Source organism: Pedobacter sp. CAN_A7, from assembly GCF_015752175.1.
Lineage (GTDB): Bacteria > Bacteroidota > Bacteroidia > Sphingobacteriales > Sphingobacteriaceae > Pedobacter.
In genome coordinates, this window is record NZ_JADOUW010000003.1 from 535,779 (window position 1) to 553,514 (window position 17,736).

Consider the following 17,736-nt stretch of genomic DNA (forward strand, 5'->3'; position numbering starts at 1 on the left):
GTGAAGGTATAAAATTATATAAAAAATGGGAACCAGCATCAGCTGATTCCCAAGACACTCCAATGGAAACTACTGAAAAACAGTAAATTTAAACCATGAGAGAAAAAAATATATTAACCTGCTTTCTGCGTTAGAAATTCGATCAGGTGTTGTTCAAGCAATTCCGTATTGTAAGTACCTTCGGTAGTATGGTCAGTTACTTCAATACTATCTTCACTTACCGTCAGCGAATACGCATTGCCTTCAATCACTTCAGGAAAACTGATGTTGATAATGTCCGAAACATGTGCAAATTCTACAGTCAGGTTACTGCGCAATGAATCATTTACAAATCCAGGAAATTCAGTTTTTAAAAGGTCAAATAAAGCATCAGGGCTTAAAGGTTGTACGTTGTTAATAGAAATCATAAGTTTTTCTTTCTTATGTCCAATAATTGTGCCCTAAAAAAATAATCCTTATTTTTCTCTCCATTTCCATGAAAAGGAGAGGCTTACCGGGTGGTGATCAGATAAAGGCCGTCCCTGTTCATCACTAAACAATGCTTTAGGCACCTGATACTGGCCAGGCTCAAGCAAGATGCGCTCGCTATTGCGGAAAAGAATTTTGTCAATAGATTCACAGGTATCGGTAAGGCTCAAAATGTCATTCCCCGGAAGATCTACGATGGACTGAGGAAACTGGCCCTGCTGTTTAAGCATCACCCAACTATCGTTGAGGTCATTAGCTAACAGCAGTTCTCTAATGTTGTCACTTTTGTAGCAGTAATGTGCATTCATATCACCCATCACAATCACCGCATTGTTCTTGGAATGTGTTTTAATATAGCTGGAAAGCTGATGTATATTTTTGCAGCGGGCCGCAGCTGCTGATGCATGATTTGCTGCATTCGCATGCACATTGTAAAAATCGATGTATACCTCTTGAGCTAGCTGGATGCGGCTCCGGGTGAAACCCTTAGGCGTAAAACAATCCGCTCCGGTACAATCATTCCATTCCACTCGTTCTACCTCACTTATTGGAAACTTTGATAAGGTGTTAAGTCCATCGCCAAATGGCACCGGCCCCATGGGTGCAGAACGATACGGATGGCTATTTCCAGATTCATATAACGCTGTATTATAATTAAAATCTTCTTGTACGTGCACAATGTCGTAATCATTCAGTCTCCGGCCAATTTCGGCTATACTGCTTTCGCGACTGGTTACTGCACTTGAAATGATTTCAGGTAAACCAGCGACATTATAAGTGATTACAGAAAACTCCCCTTCGGTTGCCATGCTTAAGGGCGGGAGGACTGCCGTTTCAGGTGTGGAAGCGATCAGACTTCGTTCCTGCCATTTTCCGATGTTGAAAGAAATACTAACCGATGCGAAAAGGAGTAAAAGGATAGACCACTCTTTTCTTTTTTGAAAACCATTGCGGAGGATAAGTTGCATATACGCCGATTGTTAATTTACCTCCAAGGTATAGCGCCTACATCACCTTAATGGTTACAACGTGTTAAGCTTTTATTATAGTAATGGCTTCTGTTGTTTCCTTTTCATTAACAAGTTTGCGGAATGCCTCAAGATAACGTTCAGTCATCCGCTGCCAGGAAAACGTTTGCCGGGTAAAAGCTATGCTCTCCTCAGCAGTCCAATTAAAGCTGTTCGTATCGTTACGTAATTGGTTTAATGTTTCTATCCATGCCGAAGCATTGGCAGGCGGCACAAGGAAACCATTTTTTCCATGATGTATCGCATCAGTTATTCCCTCCAATCGGGAGGCGAACACCCGGGTACCACACATGGCGGCTTCCAGACATACCAATCCAAATCCTTCCATATCGCCTGCTATCGGGATATTTGGCATCACATACGCATCAGCAGCACTTATGATGGCGGTGAGCTCCTGCAAAGGCAACTTCCCAAGATGTTTCACCCTTTGGTTAACAGATGTATCCTTTAGTAAGGCACAAATCTGGGCAGCATCAGAAGGATAGCCCAGAAATAGTTCAAGTCGATTTCTTAAAAAACCAGGCAGGAGCTGAAAGCGCTTATCGTGATCAGCTTCCCCACATGCGGGCCCAATTAATAACAAGATAAAGTCTTGGTGAAGTGCTGGCATGACCTTGCTAATGAACCAGGAAAAACCTTTTCTTTTCACTGGTCTGCCCATAGCTACAAGAATATGTTTTCCGCTCGAATGTAGTTGATACCTTTCGTGAAGTAAGTGATCTATCTCCAACCTTGAAGCCTTTGGTTTTATCAGCGTATCTACCCCATTTTGAATCACGATCACTTTATCTTCCTGGATATTTCTTTGGATGCAGGCATTCCTTGTCGCCTGGCTCACCGCAATAATAAGATCAAACCTATTAAATCTGGGTAATATCAAACGTTGATAGATAAAAGATGGAAAAACGACATCGAGGCCGTGGACCGTCATCGTTCGTTTAAGGCGCCTGTATCCGTGATGTGTAAGAGAACATGCAGCGATAAGTGCATCGTTGAAGTGGATCATGGAGATGCCGGGATGCGCTTTACATAGCCGGTTGATTCTACCATTAAGCTTCCAGAAGAACTTCAGCCTACTCTCCTTACTCTCATATACTAAGGCATGAACCTTGGCATAGTGTTTCATCCCATTGATCAACTCAAAGCTTTGTTTTTCCATTCCACCTGTTGCCGGTGGGTATTTATGGCTAACGAACAATATTTCCATTGGCCTCCTGTAAACGTTGCGTCCATGTTTTGTACATGCACAAATAAACTCCGACTCCAAAAACTAGCCAGAACAATTGGCGGGCCCGGCGTAAGATGGAAACAGTGATCCAGATTTCAGCACCCCTTATGCCGATGATGGAGAGCATGATCTTATTTCCATACTCCTCTACACCAGCCTGTGCGGGAATAAAAACGCCGGCGGTCTTAAAGAAAACTACACCCATATCTACAAGAATGGCTTGCAGCATGCGCACATCAATGCCTAAAAACGTTAAAATAAAGTAAAACTCCATAGCACCAACCATCCAGTGAAGCAAGGCATAAAATGCAGCGTATGCAGTAGCCTTTTTATTCGCGCGGTACAAACCTGCCATGCCATGCAACAGTTCGCTCAATTTCGCCCGAGGTGTACCTGTATAATTTTTAAGAGCTACCCCAAATGGCGTCCTCAAAAACAGCCCTTTGATCTTCTTGCTAAAATAATAGAAGGCGCTGATCATTGCCAGGCCTATTCCAGCCAGCATCAAGTACAACGCGAAATATGCCGTCATCAGGTTTAGGCCAGGAATAAATAACCAAAGGACCACAAAGCTGAATAGTGAGAATTGAGTTACAATCATAATCGCTCTTGACACCATTATCGAGGCGAGCACTGTTTTTTTCTCTACATCCTGACTACTGCACAACAGATGTACCTTTAGCGCTTCCCCCCCCACAATACCTGCTGGGTTAAACATACTTGCGATTTCTCCTAAATGCCGGATTAAAAACAACTGACTTAATGAAATGGAATCCGCCTGTTTACCCAGACATGCCCGCCAGCTGAGTGTGCCCAACATGGCGGAAAGGAATGTGATCAATAATAAGATGATAAATTTAGATCCGATTGCTTTCACAGCGACCAGCACCTTATTAAAGTCTATAGTGTTTAAGAAAATGGCAAGTGAAACAATAATAGAGACGATGAGGAAGATTTTGACGTACTTCATCATTTAAACGGCTGGAGAAAGTATGGTCTTCGACAAGTTGACCAGGTCATTAAAGTAGATTTGGGTCAGCTGCTCCCAGTTACAGTTTTTGCTTTGCGCAAGCCCTTTCTCTGCAAATTTCCTGCGTAATGATTCATCGGCCAATAACAATTGTATTTTCGACAGGTAATCATCTGCGTCCTGCGGACTGCATTTAAAGCCATTCATCCCTTGTTCTATGAAGTCGGCAGAACCCCCACCATTAGCCACAATGCATGGCAGTCCGGAGGACATGGCTTCCAACACTACATTTCCATAGGTTTCTGAGATTGACGGAAACAGGAAAATATCAGCCGAAGCATACAATACGGAAAGTTCGGCATGTTCCAACTTTCCGACGAAAATTGCTGTCGGCATTCTTTTTTCACAGGCTTTCCTGGCTACCCCGTCACCGGCTATAAGAAAGTTTACCTCCACATTCTTTTTTCTAATCGCTGTATAGATCGTGATGAGCGTCTCCAGGTTTTTCTCCCACACCAACCGGCTTGCGAAAAGGATTGTCGGGTTTGAGTTGCCAGTGATCCGCTTCATAACCTCCATATTTTTCCTTTCAGGGGAGAACACGCTGGTGTCAAGACCTCTTTTCCAAATTTTTAAACGTTTGCCCTCAATATTCATGGAACGGAGATCGGCAGCAATACTTTCCGCTGGCACATAGATAATATCGCACTGGTTATAAAAACTCTTTTGGTTTTCGGAGATCAAAGGCTTCACCATGTCAATGAGAAATGGTGCGTACCTCAAATAGTAATCTACATAGGAAATAAAATGCGTATGGTATACAGAGATAACGGGAATTTGGTAACTGTACGCCAATTTCAAGGCAAAATTACCAAGGATAGAAGGCGTTGCGATATGAATGACGTCGGGAGCAAATTGCTCCAGCATACTTTTGATCCGCCTGGCAGCCAGCGCAGGAACTGCCATCTTGTAGGCGCTGTTTAGTGGCACTGCAATCGTAGGAACACGGATGCAGTCAAAGCCGTACAGCTTTTCTGGTCCCGTTCCGCAAAAGAACAAGAACTCGAAGTGATTAGGATTAATACGTTTGATGATTTGAAACATCGTACGGGCGGCCCCGTCGAAGTCTTCAATCAGCATCTCGGCGAAAAACGCTACTTTAATTTTTTTCATAACCCTCAGACCAATCGTTAGTACACCTTAGCATGGTCTAACCTACAGTTCTGATTTTAAGGGCTTGTTAAATTGAAGTAATCAAATTGTAGCATCCTAACATTAAGCAATAGGCTATCACCCCCAACAAATTAATGTGAAGTGTAGCCTGTTGCCTAAAAAATGTTGCTATCGAGCAAGAATTGTCCCGATCAGATTAACCGTACTAGCTTAAAGGAGCACCTACAGGCAATTCACATTTATGCCCTGGAGCACCATGTGCTGGATTAAGCCTCACTTCTTGATTACTTGGGGCAGGTTGTTGTTGAACTTGTGGCTGCATATTTACTGGAGCTGCCGAAGCATCTGGTTGCGCTGGTAAATCTGAAGCAACTAAAGGAGCACCAACTGGAAGTGCACAATCATGGAATGGCTGACCGTGCGCAGGGTTTACAGCTGGTTTTTCTCCCGTAGATGTAGTTTGCGTAGTAGTGGTATTCACTCCAGTTGGCGTTGGTGTAATTACAGTTTCTTTTTTTCCTGATTCTGACTGGCAAGACGAAAACACTAAGGCCACTAGCCCTATTAATAACATTTTGTTCATTTATTATTTTATTAGGTGATTGTAGGTATAACGATAATGAGCCATCAAACCTGGCCATACTATACAGCAGTTAACTATCCGCTTATACCTATAAACTGTAAATAACGAAATAGTTGAGTTAAGTTAAGGCAGAACAATGTAAAATTTAACATTAACTTCCATGTTACATTGTTTTCTTCCTTACGATGTTATTGGATACCAACCTGGCAATAATTACTGCAGGATATAAAATGCCCACAGCAGAAAGTAATACGGAAAGCATACGCGAGGCCATGCCATCTGGGTAGATATCGCCGTACCCTACCGTAGTTAAGGACACCAGGCTATAATAAACATAAGTTGCGTAATCCGTATCGTTATTATGCAGTTCAATATTCCCGGCTATCGATTTACCGGTTTGTATTTTTAAAATCTCAAAAGCAAAAGCGCCCATTAATGCAAATAAGAGATAAACATTTACTGCCCCGATCACCCTATAGGTATTGCTTTCCGCATCGCGGAACAACAACCTCACATTGATATAAATAAATAAACTCATGTTCACAAGCCCTACTAAACGCTCCAGCAAATAATATTCTTTTGGGGTATCGTCAAATCTAATCATCAGCAATACCACATGTGCAATGAATAGAAATGACGACAAATACATGTTCCACCGGTCTTCACTTGAGAAAATGCCAATAAAATAGAGTGTCAGGAATAACACATTTAAAAAGAAAATATCAACTACACCCCCTTCTACTAAGACAGGCATTATAAATACCATAAAAATGAGCATCACCAATAAAGTGATAAAGCTGGTGTCAGAATGCCAATAATCTTTTACTTTATTAATGATGTGTCTCAAAGGAGCTATGGTTTAGATGGGTTGAATTTACAAAATTAACTTTTGTTAGGGTCCATCCAAACAAATTCCCATTGGTGGCCATCTAGGTCTGCAAAGCTGTGTTGATACATAAAACCGTAATCACTGGCCGGATTAGGTATGGTTGCGCCTGCTGCTTCTGCTTTGTCTACCATTTCGTTAACAGCCTCTTTACTATCGGCAGATAAGCAAATAGCACATTCCACTGCTTTGTGGGCATCCACAATTTCCTTTTTAGTAAAAGTCTGGAAAAAGGTTCTTGTCAGTAGCATTACGAAAATAGTATCGCTGATAATCATGCAGGTTGCTTTTTCGTCGGTAAATTCCGGATTAAAAGTATAACCGAGTTTAGTGAAAAACGCCACAGATCGGTTGAGGTCATCAACTGGTAGGTTCACAAAAATTTGAGTTGCCATGAGTGTTTCTGATTTAGTTTCTATAAATGTACAGTAATGCGGCGAACATGTATATGGTGCAAAACGACAAGTTAAGGGGGTAATTGCGACTGGCTTGTTTTGCTTTAAGGCAAGATTAGATATGACACTTTTTACTAAATTTGATGCATCTTCATTAAGCTATAGCGTTATTTACAATGGAGATACCTAAGTCATGACCAACAACAATTTTGATATATCCTTTATCAACAAACTATTAGTCGAGATCCCAGGCGGAGAAATTGAATTGAGGGATGACAGAATCAAACAAAAATGGACAGTAAAAATCAAGCCTTTTTTGCTTGGGAAATATCCAGTAACTCAAGGTTTATATCATGAAATAACAAATCAGAAACCAAGTGAATTTACCGGCACAAATAAACCTGTTGAAACGGTTAGTTGGAAAGATGCAGTCATTTTTTGCAATAAGCTTTCTCAGCAAGCTGGTTTGATCCCTTGTTATATTTTTCATATTGAAAATGATAATATTTCATTTAATCCCTCTGCAAATGGTTTTAGGCTGCCTTCAGAAGCGGAATGGCAATTTGCATGTCAAAGTGGTAGCAAGGACATTAGATACGATGAATTGGATGAAATTGCCTGGTATAAGGATAATGCCGAGGATACTACACATGAAGTTGGACAGAAGAAGGCGAATTCATTCGGAATTTATGATATGCTAGGTAACGTGTGGGAATGGTGTTCTGATGTTTATGATGAAACGGTATATGGATCGTACAGGGTTTTTAGAGGCGGGGGTTGGTGTGACCAAAAACGAAGCGTGATGGCCACCACACGCCGAAGAAGTCACCCGGTTTCATTTAAAATCGACGATCTAGGATTTAGAATTGCAAAAAACAGAGATTAAAAGACATCAAACAAAAAGCCTTCGGTTTTCACCGAAGACTTTTACTGTTATCGAGGCTGTTGTAGAACAGGCTTCTATTTTAATTTTGTTCTATTTCTTTTAAGCTATTCATTTTTTTGTAAGCCAGGAACCCTTTAATATCCTCAAAGTGCTCTCGTACACGCTTATTACCAAATTCGAATACTTTTTGCACAAGCCCATCAAGGAAATCCCGATCATGGGATACCAGAATCAGTGTGCCATCAAAATCCCTAAGGGCATCCTTAATAATGTCTTTGGTCTTCATGTCCAAATGATTGGTTGGCTCATCCAGAATTAACACATTAACAGGCTCTAACAGCAACTTGATCATCGCTAAACGGGTTTTCTCCCCACCAGACAGTACCTTCACTTTTTTAGTGGTGTCATCACCGCTAAACATAAAAGCACCTAAAAGATCTTTAATTTTCACAGCACCATCACTTAAAGGAATCTGGTCAATAGTTTCGAATACCGTTAAGTTTTCATCAAGCAATGCCGCCTGGTTTTGAGCGAAATACCCAATCTTCGCATTGTGACCTAGTTTCATGCTTCCTTCAAAATCAATCTCATTCATGATGGCTTTGATCATGGTCGATTTACCTTCTCCATTTTTACCAACAAAAGCCACTTTTTCGCCCTTTTCAATCACCATTGAAGCTTTTTCGAAGACCACATGATCGCCATAAGTTTTGGTAAGCTCTTCTACAACCACCGGATATTGCCCAGAACGTGGCGATGGTGGGAATTTCAATCGTAATGCCGAAGTATCTACTTCATCAATCTCAATCACTTCCAGCTTTTCAAGCATCTTTACACGCGATTGTACCTGTAAAGTTTTAGAATAAGTTCCTCTAAATCGATCTATAAACTCCTGGTTATCTGCAATAAAACGCTGTTGTTCTTCATAAGCTTTCAATTGGTGCACACGGCGATCGGCACGCAACTGCAGGTAATGGCTATACTTGGCTTTGTAATCGTATATCCTACCCATGGTCACTTCAATGGTACGATTGGTAATATTATCTACAAAGGCACGATCGTGAGAAATTACAATAACTGCCTTAGCCGAGTTGATTAGAAAATCTTCCAACCATTGTATACTCTCTATATCCATGTGGTTGGTAGGCTCATCCAGTAAGATGAGATCTGGCTTCTTTAACAGAATTTTGGCCAGTTCAATACGCATGCGCCATCCACCCGAAAACTCAGACGTTTGGCGGGTAAAATCCTTACGCGCGAAACCTAAACCTTTTAACACCTTTTCTACCTCTGCATCATAATTGACCTCTTCGATGGAATAGAATTTCTCACTCAGTTCAGATACACGTTCGATCAACTTCATGTAGTCATCACTGTCATAATCCGTACGAATCGTTAACTGCTCATTCAATTCCTCCAGCTCTTTTTGCATCTGGTTTACCTCTTCAAAAGCTTTCATTGTTTCTTCAAAAACAGTCACCTTATCATGGGTAAGCAAGTGCTGTGGCAAATACGCAATGACCGCATCTTTTGGACCGGTTACGCTACCAGATGTAGGTTTAGCCACATCGGCAATAATTTTTAGAATGGTCGACTTGCCAGCGCCATTTTTACCCATCAGGGCGATCTTATCGTTCTCGTTTATCGGAAAGGTGACGTCGCTGAAAAGGGTGGTTCCGCCAAATGAAACGGAGATGTTATTTACATTAATCACGAAATGGGGTTCTTAAATTCAGGGGTAAAGATAATTGAATTTGAAACTTAATTATTAGTAATTTCATCCTTTAAACAGCCTAACCAAATTCATGATAGCCCTTTTCCTCAAGCGAACCTGCATTTTATTTATCCTGACTACTTTATTTTCATCCGCATACGGGCAAACGACCCCAACGCTCAGCCTAAAAGGCATCATCAATAACACGAATAATGAAGCTATTGAAGGAGCCACTATATTTTTAAAGCAAGCAGATGACGGACAGGTCGTTAAACAAACACTTAGCAGTCGCGATGGCAACTTTTCTTTTAACATTGCAGCTGGAACCTATATCGTTTCTATTAGTTACCAGGGAGCACTCGCTTATCAGCGTGATCAGCTCACATTATCCGGACATTTAGATTTAGGCATTATAAAAATTGAAAGCGCTGCCCGCAGCTTAAAGGAAGTAGTTATTCAAAGTTCCGGGAATAAACCTTTGATAAAAATCGAAGGCAGAAAGATGATATATAACATCGAGAAAAGCGTAACCGCACAAGGTACAGATGCCTTGGAAGCACTAAAAAGAACACCTGGAGTCATTGTGAATCAAGACAATACGATCACATTGAATGGAGCCAATGGTGCATTGGTGATGATTAACGGCAGGCAGACCTATCTGCAGGCAGAGGACCTTGCACAACTATTGAAGTCGATGCCTGCATCAGATCTGAAACTGATTGAAGTGATTAAAAACCCTTCCGCCGAATATGATGCTGCCGGAAGCGGTGGTATCGTCAATCTGGTGCTTCAAAAATCAATTGCAGAAGGCTTCAATGGCAGTATGACTAACGGAATCGCCTATGGACTAACCATGAAGCAAAACACCAACCTAAACCTTAATTTCCGGAAGGGAAAAGTCAATGTATTCGGCAGTTACAATCATAATTTCGGGCATTATGCCATGGACTATGATACTGACCGGACGACAAACGGAAAGGTTTATTTAAACGCCAATCATGATGTTGATAAAAAGCATAAGATTGGATATACCCTGGGTTTAGATTACGCTTTAGACAGTACCAAAACATTTGGGATGGTGGTCAATGCTAATTATTCGAGTGGAGGCGGTGTCATCTTCCCAATAACGAATATCTATGATCAATTATCCGGGGAGCTTCTTCAAACCCTTCGAAGTGAGAGCAGCTACCCAGACCAGCTAGCGATACGCTATAATGTCAACTTTAATTACCGCTATAAAGGCAATAACCGCACCAGCCTGGATATCGATGCCGATTATGGAATCTTTGATGCCGCCACAACAAACCTTAGCGAAAACACCTATTATGCAGGCGATGGCACATTTCTATCTTCCAATAATTTCCTGGTCGCCAATAGCAGAGCTATCAAATTATACGCACTTAAAGCCGATTATGGTTTTCCTGTAGGAACAGGAAAAATGTTAGCAGGTGCAAAATTTTCTGATGTAGGTGCTAATAATGTTTTTAATCAATATGATGCAAATGGCAGTGTTCATGTGATCGATATTAACCGATCAAATACCTTCGATTATAAGGAACAAATCAGTGCTGGTTATCTGAAATATGAACGCCCTGTTAGTGATAAAATTAGCCTTGATATGGGCATCAGGTTAGAACATACGCACTCCAAAGGACATTTGCAACCAAGGGAAGGCAGCAATCAGTCAGCAACTACGGTTTCCAGAAACTACCTGAATGTTTTCCCCACGGCGGCAATTACTTACAAAACGCCAACCGGTAGTTATAATTTAAGTTTTGCCCGCCGTGTTGACCGCCCCGCTTATAATAACCTCAATCCATTTTCATACCCTGTAGATGAACTTTCGTATTGGAAGGGAAACCCCTTTCTACAGCCACAATATGCAAACACTTTAGCACTCCAGTTTAGTTTTAAAAAAACAACGGTCTCTACTGCTTACACACACACCAGCGATATCAGCAGCAGGATTACTGAAGTTTTAGCTGACAATATTATTCATATGGTACCACGAAATATAGGATTTCAAAACAACCTGAATATGACCATTACACAACAGCTTAGCCTTGCAACATGGTGGAATATGAGCCTGACAGGTATAGGATTCCGGTTGGAGAATAAAGTAGGCACAGTAGAATATGGAGCATTTAACCGCAGCCGCTTTGCGGGTAGAATTAATATTCAACAGACTTTTAATCTTCCCGGGCATATCACCGCTGAGGCGGTAGGCATGATTAACTCGAAAAATATAAGTGGTTTAAACACCTATATAAAAGGCAATTCCCAGGTTGACCTAGGTTTGCAGAAGAATTTAATGCAGGACAAAGCAACGCTGCGACTGGCTGTTTCGGATATATTCAGAACAAATAAAACCATCACCGATACGCAACTTGATAACCTGTTGCTTCATACCACTTATGCAGGCGAAACTCGTCAGGTACGATTAAATTTCAGTTATCGCTTCGGTAACAATAAGATCAAAATGAAGGATAGTCGAAAAACAGGTTTAGAAAACGAATCTCAACGATTATAAGATTTAAGGTGTTTAACTTTAAACACAAGCCCGTCCTGTTAGAAGCTAATGTTATGCGTATTTTTTATTTCAGCCATCACAAAAGTACTATGCGTACTGCCTATACTTTCCACTGAACCCAGTTTATTGAAAACAAAGTCCTGGTAATGTTTCATGTCTTTTGCATAAACCTTTAGTATAAAATCATAATCACCTGAAATGTTATAACACTCTACAACTTCGTCGATATTCAGAATATCGGCTACAAACTGATGGCCTATTTTTTTATCATGCTGTTTAAGCTTGATATTGCAAAAAACCAGGAATCCCTTGTTGAATTTTTCCGCATCCAGAATGGCAATGTACTTTTTAATGTATCCGCTGTTCTCCAGTCGTTTTATCCGTTCGAAAACAGGTGAAGGAGAAAGATTTACCAATGTAGCAAGTTCTTTATTGCTGTGTTTTGAATTGTTGGCCAGTAATTTCAGCAGCAATAAATCAGTCTCATCTAACTCTTTCATAGAATAATTTCCTTTATAAGCAGTCAAAATAGCACATTTAAAGCTTGATATGCTTAAATACTTATTAAATAAGGATAAATCATCTGATTATCACGTATAATAAGGTTTAATAGTCTTCAAATGTATCTTTGTTGAAGTTTAAAGCTGAATTGTAATGATAAGAGTTCTTTACATATTTCAACAATCGGAAAAGGTTTTACTTAGCTGTGAATTAATAGGGAATCGTGTGTAAATCACGAACTGTCGCGCAACTGTAAGTAACATTAAAGGTTTTTATCCACGAGCTCCACTGCCTAAGCGGGAAGGACGATAAAAATTGTTACAAGTCAGGATACCTGCCTATTTCCGTATTGACGATGCTTTCGCGATTGAAGCTTCATGTCAGATGGGTACGTATCTGTACTTTTCTTTCCTGAATGCTATAACCGCAGCGTATCCTGAGATGCTGAAGAACTTTTTACAATGATATTAACCATTTAAAAAGTTAAAAGAAATGTTAACACAAAATTTAGGTTACCCGCGAATTGGTGGCCAAAGACAACTAAAAAAAGCCTGTGAACACTATTGGGCAGGTAAAATCGACCTTACAGAACTGAATAAGGTAGCACGCACCATCAAAGAACAAAACTGGCAGACCCAGCTTGACGCAGGTGTCGATTTAATTCCTTGCAATGATTTCAGTTACTATGACCAGGTACTGGATACAAGTTTGCTATTGGGCGTTATTCCGCAGCGCTATTCCCCAGTGCTATCCCAGGTAAAAACCAATAATGAAATCGACCTTTATTTCGCAATGGCGCGTGGTTACCAGAAAAACGGCCTGGATATTACCGCCATGGAGATGACCAAATGGCTGGATACCAATTACCACTATATTGTACCTGAATTTACGGCAACACAGGAATTCAGGATCTTTAACGAAAAGATATTTTGTGAATATAACCTTGCAAAACAACAGCTTGGCGAAAAAGCGAAGCCAGTTTTACTTGGGCCGGTAAGTTATTTATTGCTTGGTAAGGAAAAAGAACCAGGATTTGAGCGTATCGAACTGATCAAAAAACTGGTACCAGTTTATGTGGAGATCATCAACCGCTTAAGAAAACAAGGCGCTACATGGATCCAGCTTGATGAGCCATGCCTTGCACTTGACCTTTCTAAAAAGGAGAAGGAAGCATTTGACTATGCCTATCGCGTTATTTCGCACGGTGTAAGTGGCGTTAAAATACTCGTAGCTACTTACTTTGAAGCTTTGTTAGACAATGTCGAGCTGGCCGTAAACCTTCCTGTCACTGCATTACATATTGACCTGGTACGTGCACCAGAACAACTGGATGAAGTCCTTGCACTGATTCCAGTTCATCTTCAACTTTCTTTAGGCGTTGTAGACGGGCGTAACGTTTGGAAGAACGACTATGAAAAATCATTAAAATTAATCAACAAAGCTGTTGAAAAGCTTGGTGCAGGCAGGGTGATCATTGCCCCTTCCTGCTCCCTATTGCACAGTCCGATTGACCTGGAACTGGAAACGGCGATTGATCCGGAGATCAAAAACTGGATGGCCTTTGCCAAACAGAAATTAACTGAAGTGACTGAACTCCGTCAGGTTGCAGAAGGAAATACAGCACTGCTGGACACCAACAAGGCAGCTATTGCAAGCAGAAGATCATCACAGAAAGCACACAAGCAAGCCGTTAAAAACCGTCTCGCGGCCATTACCGAAGCTGATGCAACCAGGGAGAGTGCATTCCCTGTTCGTCAGAAATTACACCGCGAACGATACAATTTCCCTGCATTTCCGACAACAACCATCGGTTCATTCCCGCAAACTGATGACATACGTCAACTGCGAGCGCTATTGAAAAAAGGCGAGCTGAGCCTTGAACAATATGATCGGGCAATTGAGCAGGCAACAATTGAAGCCATCCGCTGGCAGGAGGAGATTGGCTTAGATGTGTTGGTACACGGCGAATTTGAGCGCAATGACATGGTTGAGTACTTTGGCGAACAGCTTGAAGGATTTCTGTTTACCAAATATGGATGGGTGCAGAGTTATGGTAGCCGATGCGTGAAGCCTCCGGTAATTTATGGTGATGTTAGCCGCCCGAATGACATGACCGTACGATGGAGCAAATTTGCCGCTGCACAAACTGACAAGCCAATGAAAGGTATGCTAACCGGCCCGGTAACCATATTACAGTGGTCATTCGTTCGTGACGATCAGCCTCGCGAAGTGACTACTAACCAGATTGCTTTAGCAATCCGCGATGAAGTGTTGGCTTTAGAGCACTCAGGTATTGGTATCGTTCAGATCGATGAGGCCGCTATCCGCGAAGGCTTGCCATTACGAAAAGCCAAACACCCGCATTACCTGAACTGGGCAGTAAAGGCCTTCCGCATCACTGCGAGCGGCGTACAGGATAAAACCCAAATTCATACCCACATGTGCTACAGCGAGTTCAATAACATCATTGAGCACATTGCCGCGATGGATGCTGATGTAATCACAATTGAAACGTCACGTTCGCAGATGGAACTGTTACAGGCTTTTGCGCATTTTGAGTATCCTAATGAAATTGGTCCAGGTGTATACGATATCCACTCCCCCCGCGTACCAACCACAGCAGAGATGGCCTCCCTACTGGCAAAAGCTGCAGAACTACTGCCGGCGCGTCACCTGTGGGTAAACCCGGACTGCGGATTGAAAACACGTAAATGGCCGGAGACGAAAGCTGCACTAGAAAACATGGTCGCTGCTGCCAAACAAGCACGCGAACAGATCAGCGTAGATTAGCGTACTTTTTCCCAAAACAGGTCTAAGGGCCCCATCAACAATACCGCAATTACGGCCAGGTCTTTAACCAACCGGAATTGCGGTATTGATAGAAGTTTGTAACCACTAAAACTAGCTTATCACTATTGCCCAGATGTAGCTCCCCCGCTTTTTACATCATCATTTTTAATGCTGCGCTGACTTTTCTTCACGGCTTCTTTCAGGCTACCGAACTTCCAATTTAAACTCAAGCTAAAAGACCTGTTATAATTCTGTCCTCTGTACCGCTGCGAAAAATCGGGACCTTCCAGAAAGGTTTCGTAATACCTGTATTTGGTAAATGGATTGTTAATTCCCGCTGTTAACGTCAGTTTATCTTTCACTACTTCTTTGCTGCCACTAAAAGACATGAAATAATATTCACCATATTTACCTTGCAGGTTCACCGAGGCCGCATTGTAGCTGAAACTCGCATTTGCCCGCCAGTGTTTCTCAAACTTGTAACCTGTGTTTATATAAGCGTAGCCTTTTAAACCACTGTTTTCTATTAACACTCCATCTATAACCCCTTCCAGCCAGGTATAGCCAATATTGCCACTCACCGTAACATTCCATTTAGGGGTCAAAGGATAATTAATGTTCAGGTTTGTGGTGAGTGATTGATCCTTTCCAATGTTAGCAAATGTAGTTCGGGTTATCTGATCAGCGGGATTATAAACAGACACATTCTGGATGGTATTATTGGCATAATTATAACTCAGACCAATATTTACAGAGCCTTTCTTAAATTTGCTATACGTCAGCTCAAAATTATTGGCTAATACGGCCTCCAGATTAGGGTTTCCGGTTGATTCATAATTCGGTATAGACCGGTCAACAAAAGGATTCATATTATAAATTCCCGGCCTTTGAATGCGCTGGGTAAAGCCAAAATTCAGGTTGCTTTGATTGTTGAATTTACGGTTCACAGAAAATGAAGGAATGATGTTGAAATAGTCGGTATTAACCCTGGATGCGTTGCTGATAAAATCTGCCTTCACAAAAGTTTCTTCTACACGCAGCCCTGCCTTAAACACGAGACTGGTTAAGCTATAGGTATAGGAATTATAAGCGCTAATGATATTTTGAGTATTATTGAACCTATTGGTTCTATTGGGGTCAATGGTATACAGACCAGTCACATCATCTAGCGTGCTATATTCAAAATTGCTACTGTTATCTCGCAGAATACCTTTGACACCTAGTTCAATATTTAGCTTTTTAAGTGGATGCACATAATCTACCTGTATGGTTTGTTCTTTTGATGTGCTCTCATTTCGCTGTACATAGTCTGGGTCCTGATAATTCTGCCGGTTTAAAAAGGACAATGCATTTCGTTGAGGGTTGCTGCCATTGTTTGACTGATAAGAGAGCGTCAGCAGCCGGTCTTTATTACTTTTGAACCCATGCTGGTAATTAAAGGCGAGTTCCAGTCCACTCCATTCAAACCTATTTTTCCCTAACAGGTCATAAGCAATAACCTGGTCAGGGCTGCTCAAACTAAATTGCTGGTTATTACTAGTGTTATTGTAGCCACTATATGGATTAAAACCGGCGGTAATTAAATTTAAGCTATCTATTTCAAAGCTGAAGTCGGCACCGCCATAGCGAAAGTTATTATCGAACTCTCGTCTTCCATCATTTATTAATACCGATGGATTAACTCCCGTTGTGGTTCTGGTATTCAGAATCTGGGTTTGCGGAGCGCCATACAATCCGGTACCACCGTAAGCGTTTACACCAAATTTCCCCTGCTTAAATGATAAAGATGCACTGGCAGAAGGACCACCAACCGGAACTTGATGGCGGAGATTAAAACTCCCATTATAACCGTTATCTATCTTTTTATTGGTAATGATATTAATAAGGCCAGAAAGCCCTTCACTATCATATTTAGCAGGCGGTGTGGTAATCACTTCAATCTTTTGTATGGATGAAGCGGGCATACCACGCAATACATCTTTTGGGCTTTGATCAATCATGCTGGATGGTTTGCCATTGATTAAAATCCTATACTTATCGCCACCTTTTAGTTTAATGTTATCATCGGCATCCAGGGAAAGCAGTGGAACTTTGCGCATCATATCCAATGCTGTCAATACCTTACTTTCCGGATCAGCCTGGATATCGTAAGTAATTCTATCCACCTCCTGTTTGATCATCGGGCGCATGGCAGTTACAGAAACATCTGCAAGGGTGTTCACCTGACCTGCCAGCTGGATATGTCCTGCCTCAAAAGTTTTGTTTTCAGCGTTAAGTGCAACTGGAAATGTCTTAGGGGTGTAACCAATGGCGGTGGCAGTTAAGGTATAATTCCCAAAAGGCACTTCTTCGATCTCAAATGAACCGTTTTGCTTGGTCACCGCAGTCTTCAACACTTGCCCATCCTTTTTTAAGGCAAGGGTGATAAACTCAGCAGGTTTATTGCTTAGCGAATCAGATACAGCGCCTCTGATAAGCCCCGTTTGATCTTGTGCGAAGGAAGTAAAAGCTAAGGAACATAGACTAAAAAAAACACAAAGAAGCTTGCAGATATTGTTCATAACTGGAGAGGATTAAGAAAAAG

At 41.4% G+C, this 17,736-nt stretch carries 14 protein-coding genes and 1 riboswitch; of the genes, 3 read left to right on the forward strand and 11 right to left on the reverse strand.

The window, feature by feature from the left end; translation table 11 throughout:
* Positions 1 to 113: 113 nt before the first annotated feature.
* The 8 genes from IWX76_RS13790 to IWX76_RS13825 all read right to left on the reverse strand — a co-directional run bounded on the left by IWX76_RS13790 (position 114) and on the right by IWX76_RS13825 (position 6,731).
* A complete protein-coding gene (locus tag IWX76_RS13790) occupies positions 114 to 407 on the reverse strand; it encodes a hypothetical protein (protein WP_196860546.1) in 294 nt (97 codons plus the stop codon).
* A 48-nt stretch (positions 408 to 455) separates the two neighbouring features.
* Positions 456 to 1,436, reverse strand: coding sequence for an endonuclease/exonuclease/phosphatase family protein (locus tag IWX76_RS13795; protein WP_196860547.1), 981 nt, complete (start codon positions 1,434 to 1,436; stop codon positions 456 to 458).
* Between the two features lie 64 nt (positions 1,437 to 1,500).
* Entirely contained in the window at positions 1,501 to 2,703 is a 1,203-nt protein-coding gene (locus IWX76_RS13800) for a glycosyltransferase family 4 protein (protein ID WP_196860548.1), read from the reverse strand.
* On the reverse strand, positions 2,684 to 3,697 hold the full coding sequence (locus tag IWX76_RS13805) for a lysylphosphatidylglycerol synthase transmembrane domain-containing protein (RefSeq protein ID WP_196860549.1): 1,014 nt from the start codon (positions 3,695 to 3,697) through the stop codon (positions 2,684 to 2,686). Before IWX76_RS13805 ends, IWX76_RS13800 begins: the two co-directional genes overlap by 20 nt.
* Entirely contained in the window at positions 3,698 to 4,867 is a 1,170-nt protein-coding gene (locus tag IWX76_RS13810; protein WP_196860550.1) for a glycosyltransferase family 4 protein, read from the reverse strand. It abuts the gene before it with no gap.
* Positions 4,868 to 5,072: 205 nt separating this feature from the next.
* Positions 5,073 to 5,450, reverse strand: coding sequence for a hypothetical protein (locus tag IWX76_RS13815; RefSeq protein ID WP_196860551.1), 378 nt, complete (start codon positions 5,448 to 5,450; stop codon positions 5,073 to 5,075).
* A gap of 163 nt (positions 5,451 to 5,613) precedes the next feature.
* The gene (locus tag IWX76_RS13820) at positions 5,614 to 6,297 is read right to left on the reverse strand and encodes a potassium channel family protein (protein WP_196860552.1); all 684 of its coding nucleotides are present in this window, start codon (positions 6,295 to 6,297) and stop codon (positions 5,614 to 5,616) included.
* Between the two features lie 35 nt (positions 6,298 to 6,332).
* Positions 6,333 to 6,731: a VOC family protein gene (locus tag IWX76_RS13825; protein WP_196860553.1), complete on the reverse strand. Its 399-nt coding sequence runs from the start codon at positions 6,729 to 6,731 to the stop codon at positions 6,333 to 6,335.
* A 193-nt stretch (positions 6,732 to 6,924) separates the two neighbouring features.
* Here IWX76_RS13825 and IWX76_RS13830 point away from each other — a divergent pair, with 193 nt between their 5' ends.
* Positions 6,925 to 7,617, forward strand: coding sequence for a formylglycine-generating enzyme family protein (locus tag IWX76_RS13830; protein ID WP_196860554.1), 693 nt, complete (start codon positions 6,925 to 6,927; stop codon positions 7,615 to 7,617).
* 79 nt (positions 7,618 to 7,696) lie between these two features.
* On the opposite strand, the gene IWX76_RS13835 is transcribed toward IWX76_RS13830, so the two are convergent.
* Entirely contained in the window at positions 7,697 to 9,331 is a 1,635-nt protein-coding gene (locus IWX76_RS13835; protein ID WP_196860555.1) for an ABC-F family ATP-binding cassette domain-containing protein, read from the reverse strand.
* Between the two features lie 91 nt (positions 9,332 to 9,422).
* On the opposite strand from IWX76_RS13835, the gene IWX76_RS13840 reads away from it, so the two are divergent.
* Positions 9,423 to 11,861 carry an outer membrane beta-barrel protein gene (locus IWX76_RS13840; RefSeq protein WP_196860556.1) on the forward strand — a complete coding sequence of 813 codons (2,439 nt, stop codon included), beginning with the start codon at positions 9,423 to 9,425 and terminating at the stop codon, positions 11,859 to 11,861.
* A gap of 38 nt (positions 11,862 to 11,899) precedes the next feature.
* Here the strand turns inward: IWX76_RS13840 and IWX76_RS13845 are convergent, their stop codons facing one another.
* Positions 11,900 to 12,361 carry an Lrp/AsnC family transcriptional regulator gene (locus IWX76_RS13845; protein WP_196860557.1) on the reverse strand — a complete coding sequence of 154 codons (462 nt, stop codon included), beginning with the start codon at positions 12,359 to 12,361 and terminating at the stop codon, positions 11,900 to 11,902.
* A gap of 174 nt (positions 12,362 to 12,535) precedes the next feature.
* Positions 12,536 to 12,718, forward strand: a riboswitch (cobalamin riboswitch).
* Between the two features lie 136 nt (positions 12,719 to 12,854).
* Between IWX76_RS13845 and metE the strand changes: the two genes are divergently transcribed.
* Positions 12,855 to 15,152, forward strand: coding sequence for a 5-methyltetrahydropteroyltriglutamate--homocysteine S-methyltransferase (gene metE, locus IWX76_RS13850; RefSeq protein WP_196860558.1), 2,298 nt, complete (start codon positions 12,855 to 12,857; stop codon positions 15,150 to 15,152).
* A 122-nt stretch (positions 15,153 to 15,274) separates the two neighbouring features.
* Here metE and IWX76_RS13855 read toward each other — a convergent pair whose 3' ends face one another.
* Positions 15,275 to 17,713: an outer membrane beta-barrel protein gene (locus tag IWX76_RS13855; protein WP_196860559.1), complete on the reverse strand. Its 2,439-nt coding sequence runs from the start codon at positions 17,711 to 17,713 to the stop codon at positions 15,275 to 15,277.
* Positions 17,714 to 17,736: the final 23 nt, after the last annotated feature.

Excerpts from the sequence above, each read along its gene's own strand:
- IWX76_RS13800 (WP_196860548.1), bottom strand. The coding sequence starts at position 2,703 with ATGGAAATATTGTTCGTTAGCCATAAATACCCACCGGCAACAGGTGGA.
- metE (WP_196860558.1), top strand. The coding sequence starts at position 12,855 with ATGTTAACACAAAATTTAGGTTACCCGCGAATTGGTGGCCAAAGACAA.
- IWX76_RS13840 (WP_196860556.1), top strand. The coding sequence starts at position 9,423 with ATGATAGCCCTTTTCCTCAAGCGAACCTGCATTTTATTTATCCTGACT.
- IWX76_RS13855 (WP_196860559.1), bottom strand. The coding sequence starts at position 17,713 with ATGAACAATATCTGCAAGCTTCTTTGTGTTTTTTTTAGTCTATGTTCC.
- IWX76_RS13810 (WP_196860550.1), bottom strand. The coding sequence starts at position 4,867 with ATGAAAAAAATTAAAGTAGCGTTTTTCGCCGAGATGCTGATTGAAGAC.
- IWX76_RS13825 (WP_196860553.1), bottom strand. The coding sequence starts at position 6,731 with ATGGCAACTCAAATTTTTGTGAACCTACCAGTTGATGACCTCAACCGA.
- IWX76_RS13795 (WP_196860547.1), bottom strand. The coding sequence starts at position 1,436 with ATGCAACTTATCCTCCGCAATGGTTTTCAAAAAAGAAAAGAGTGGTCT.
- IWX76_RS13790 (WP_196860546.1), bottom strand. The coding sequence starts at position 407 with ATGATTTCTATTAACAACGTACAACCTTTAAGCCCTGATGCTTTATTT.
- IWX76_RS13805 (WP_196860549.1), bottom strand. The coding sequence starts at position 3,697 with ATGATGAAGTACGTCAAAATCTTCCTCATCGTCTCTATTATTGTTTCA.
- IWX76_RS13815 (WP_196860551.1), bottom strand. The coding sequence starts at position 5,450 with ATGAACAAAATGTTATTAATAGGGCTAGTGGCCTTAGTGTTTTCGTCT.
- IWX76_RS13845 (WP_196860557.1), bottom strand. The coding sequence starts at position 12,361 with ATGAAAGAGTTAGATGAGACTGATTTATTGCTGCTGAAATTACTGGCC.
- IWX76_RS13830 (WP_196860554.1), top strand. The coding sequence starts at position 6,925 with ATGACCAACAACAATTTTGATATATCCTTTATCAACAAACTATTAGTC.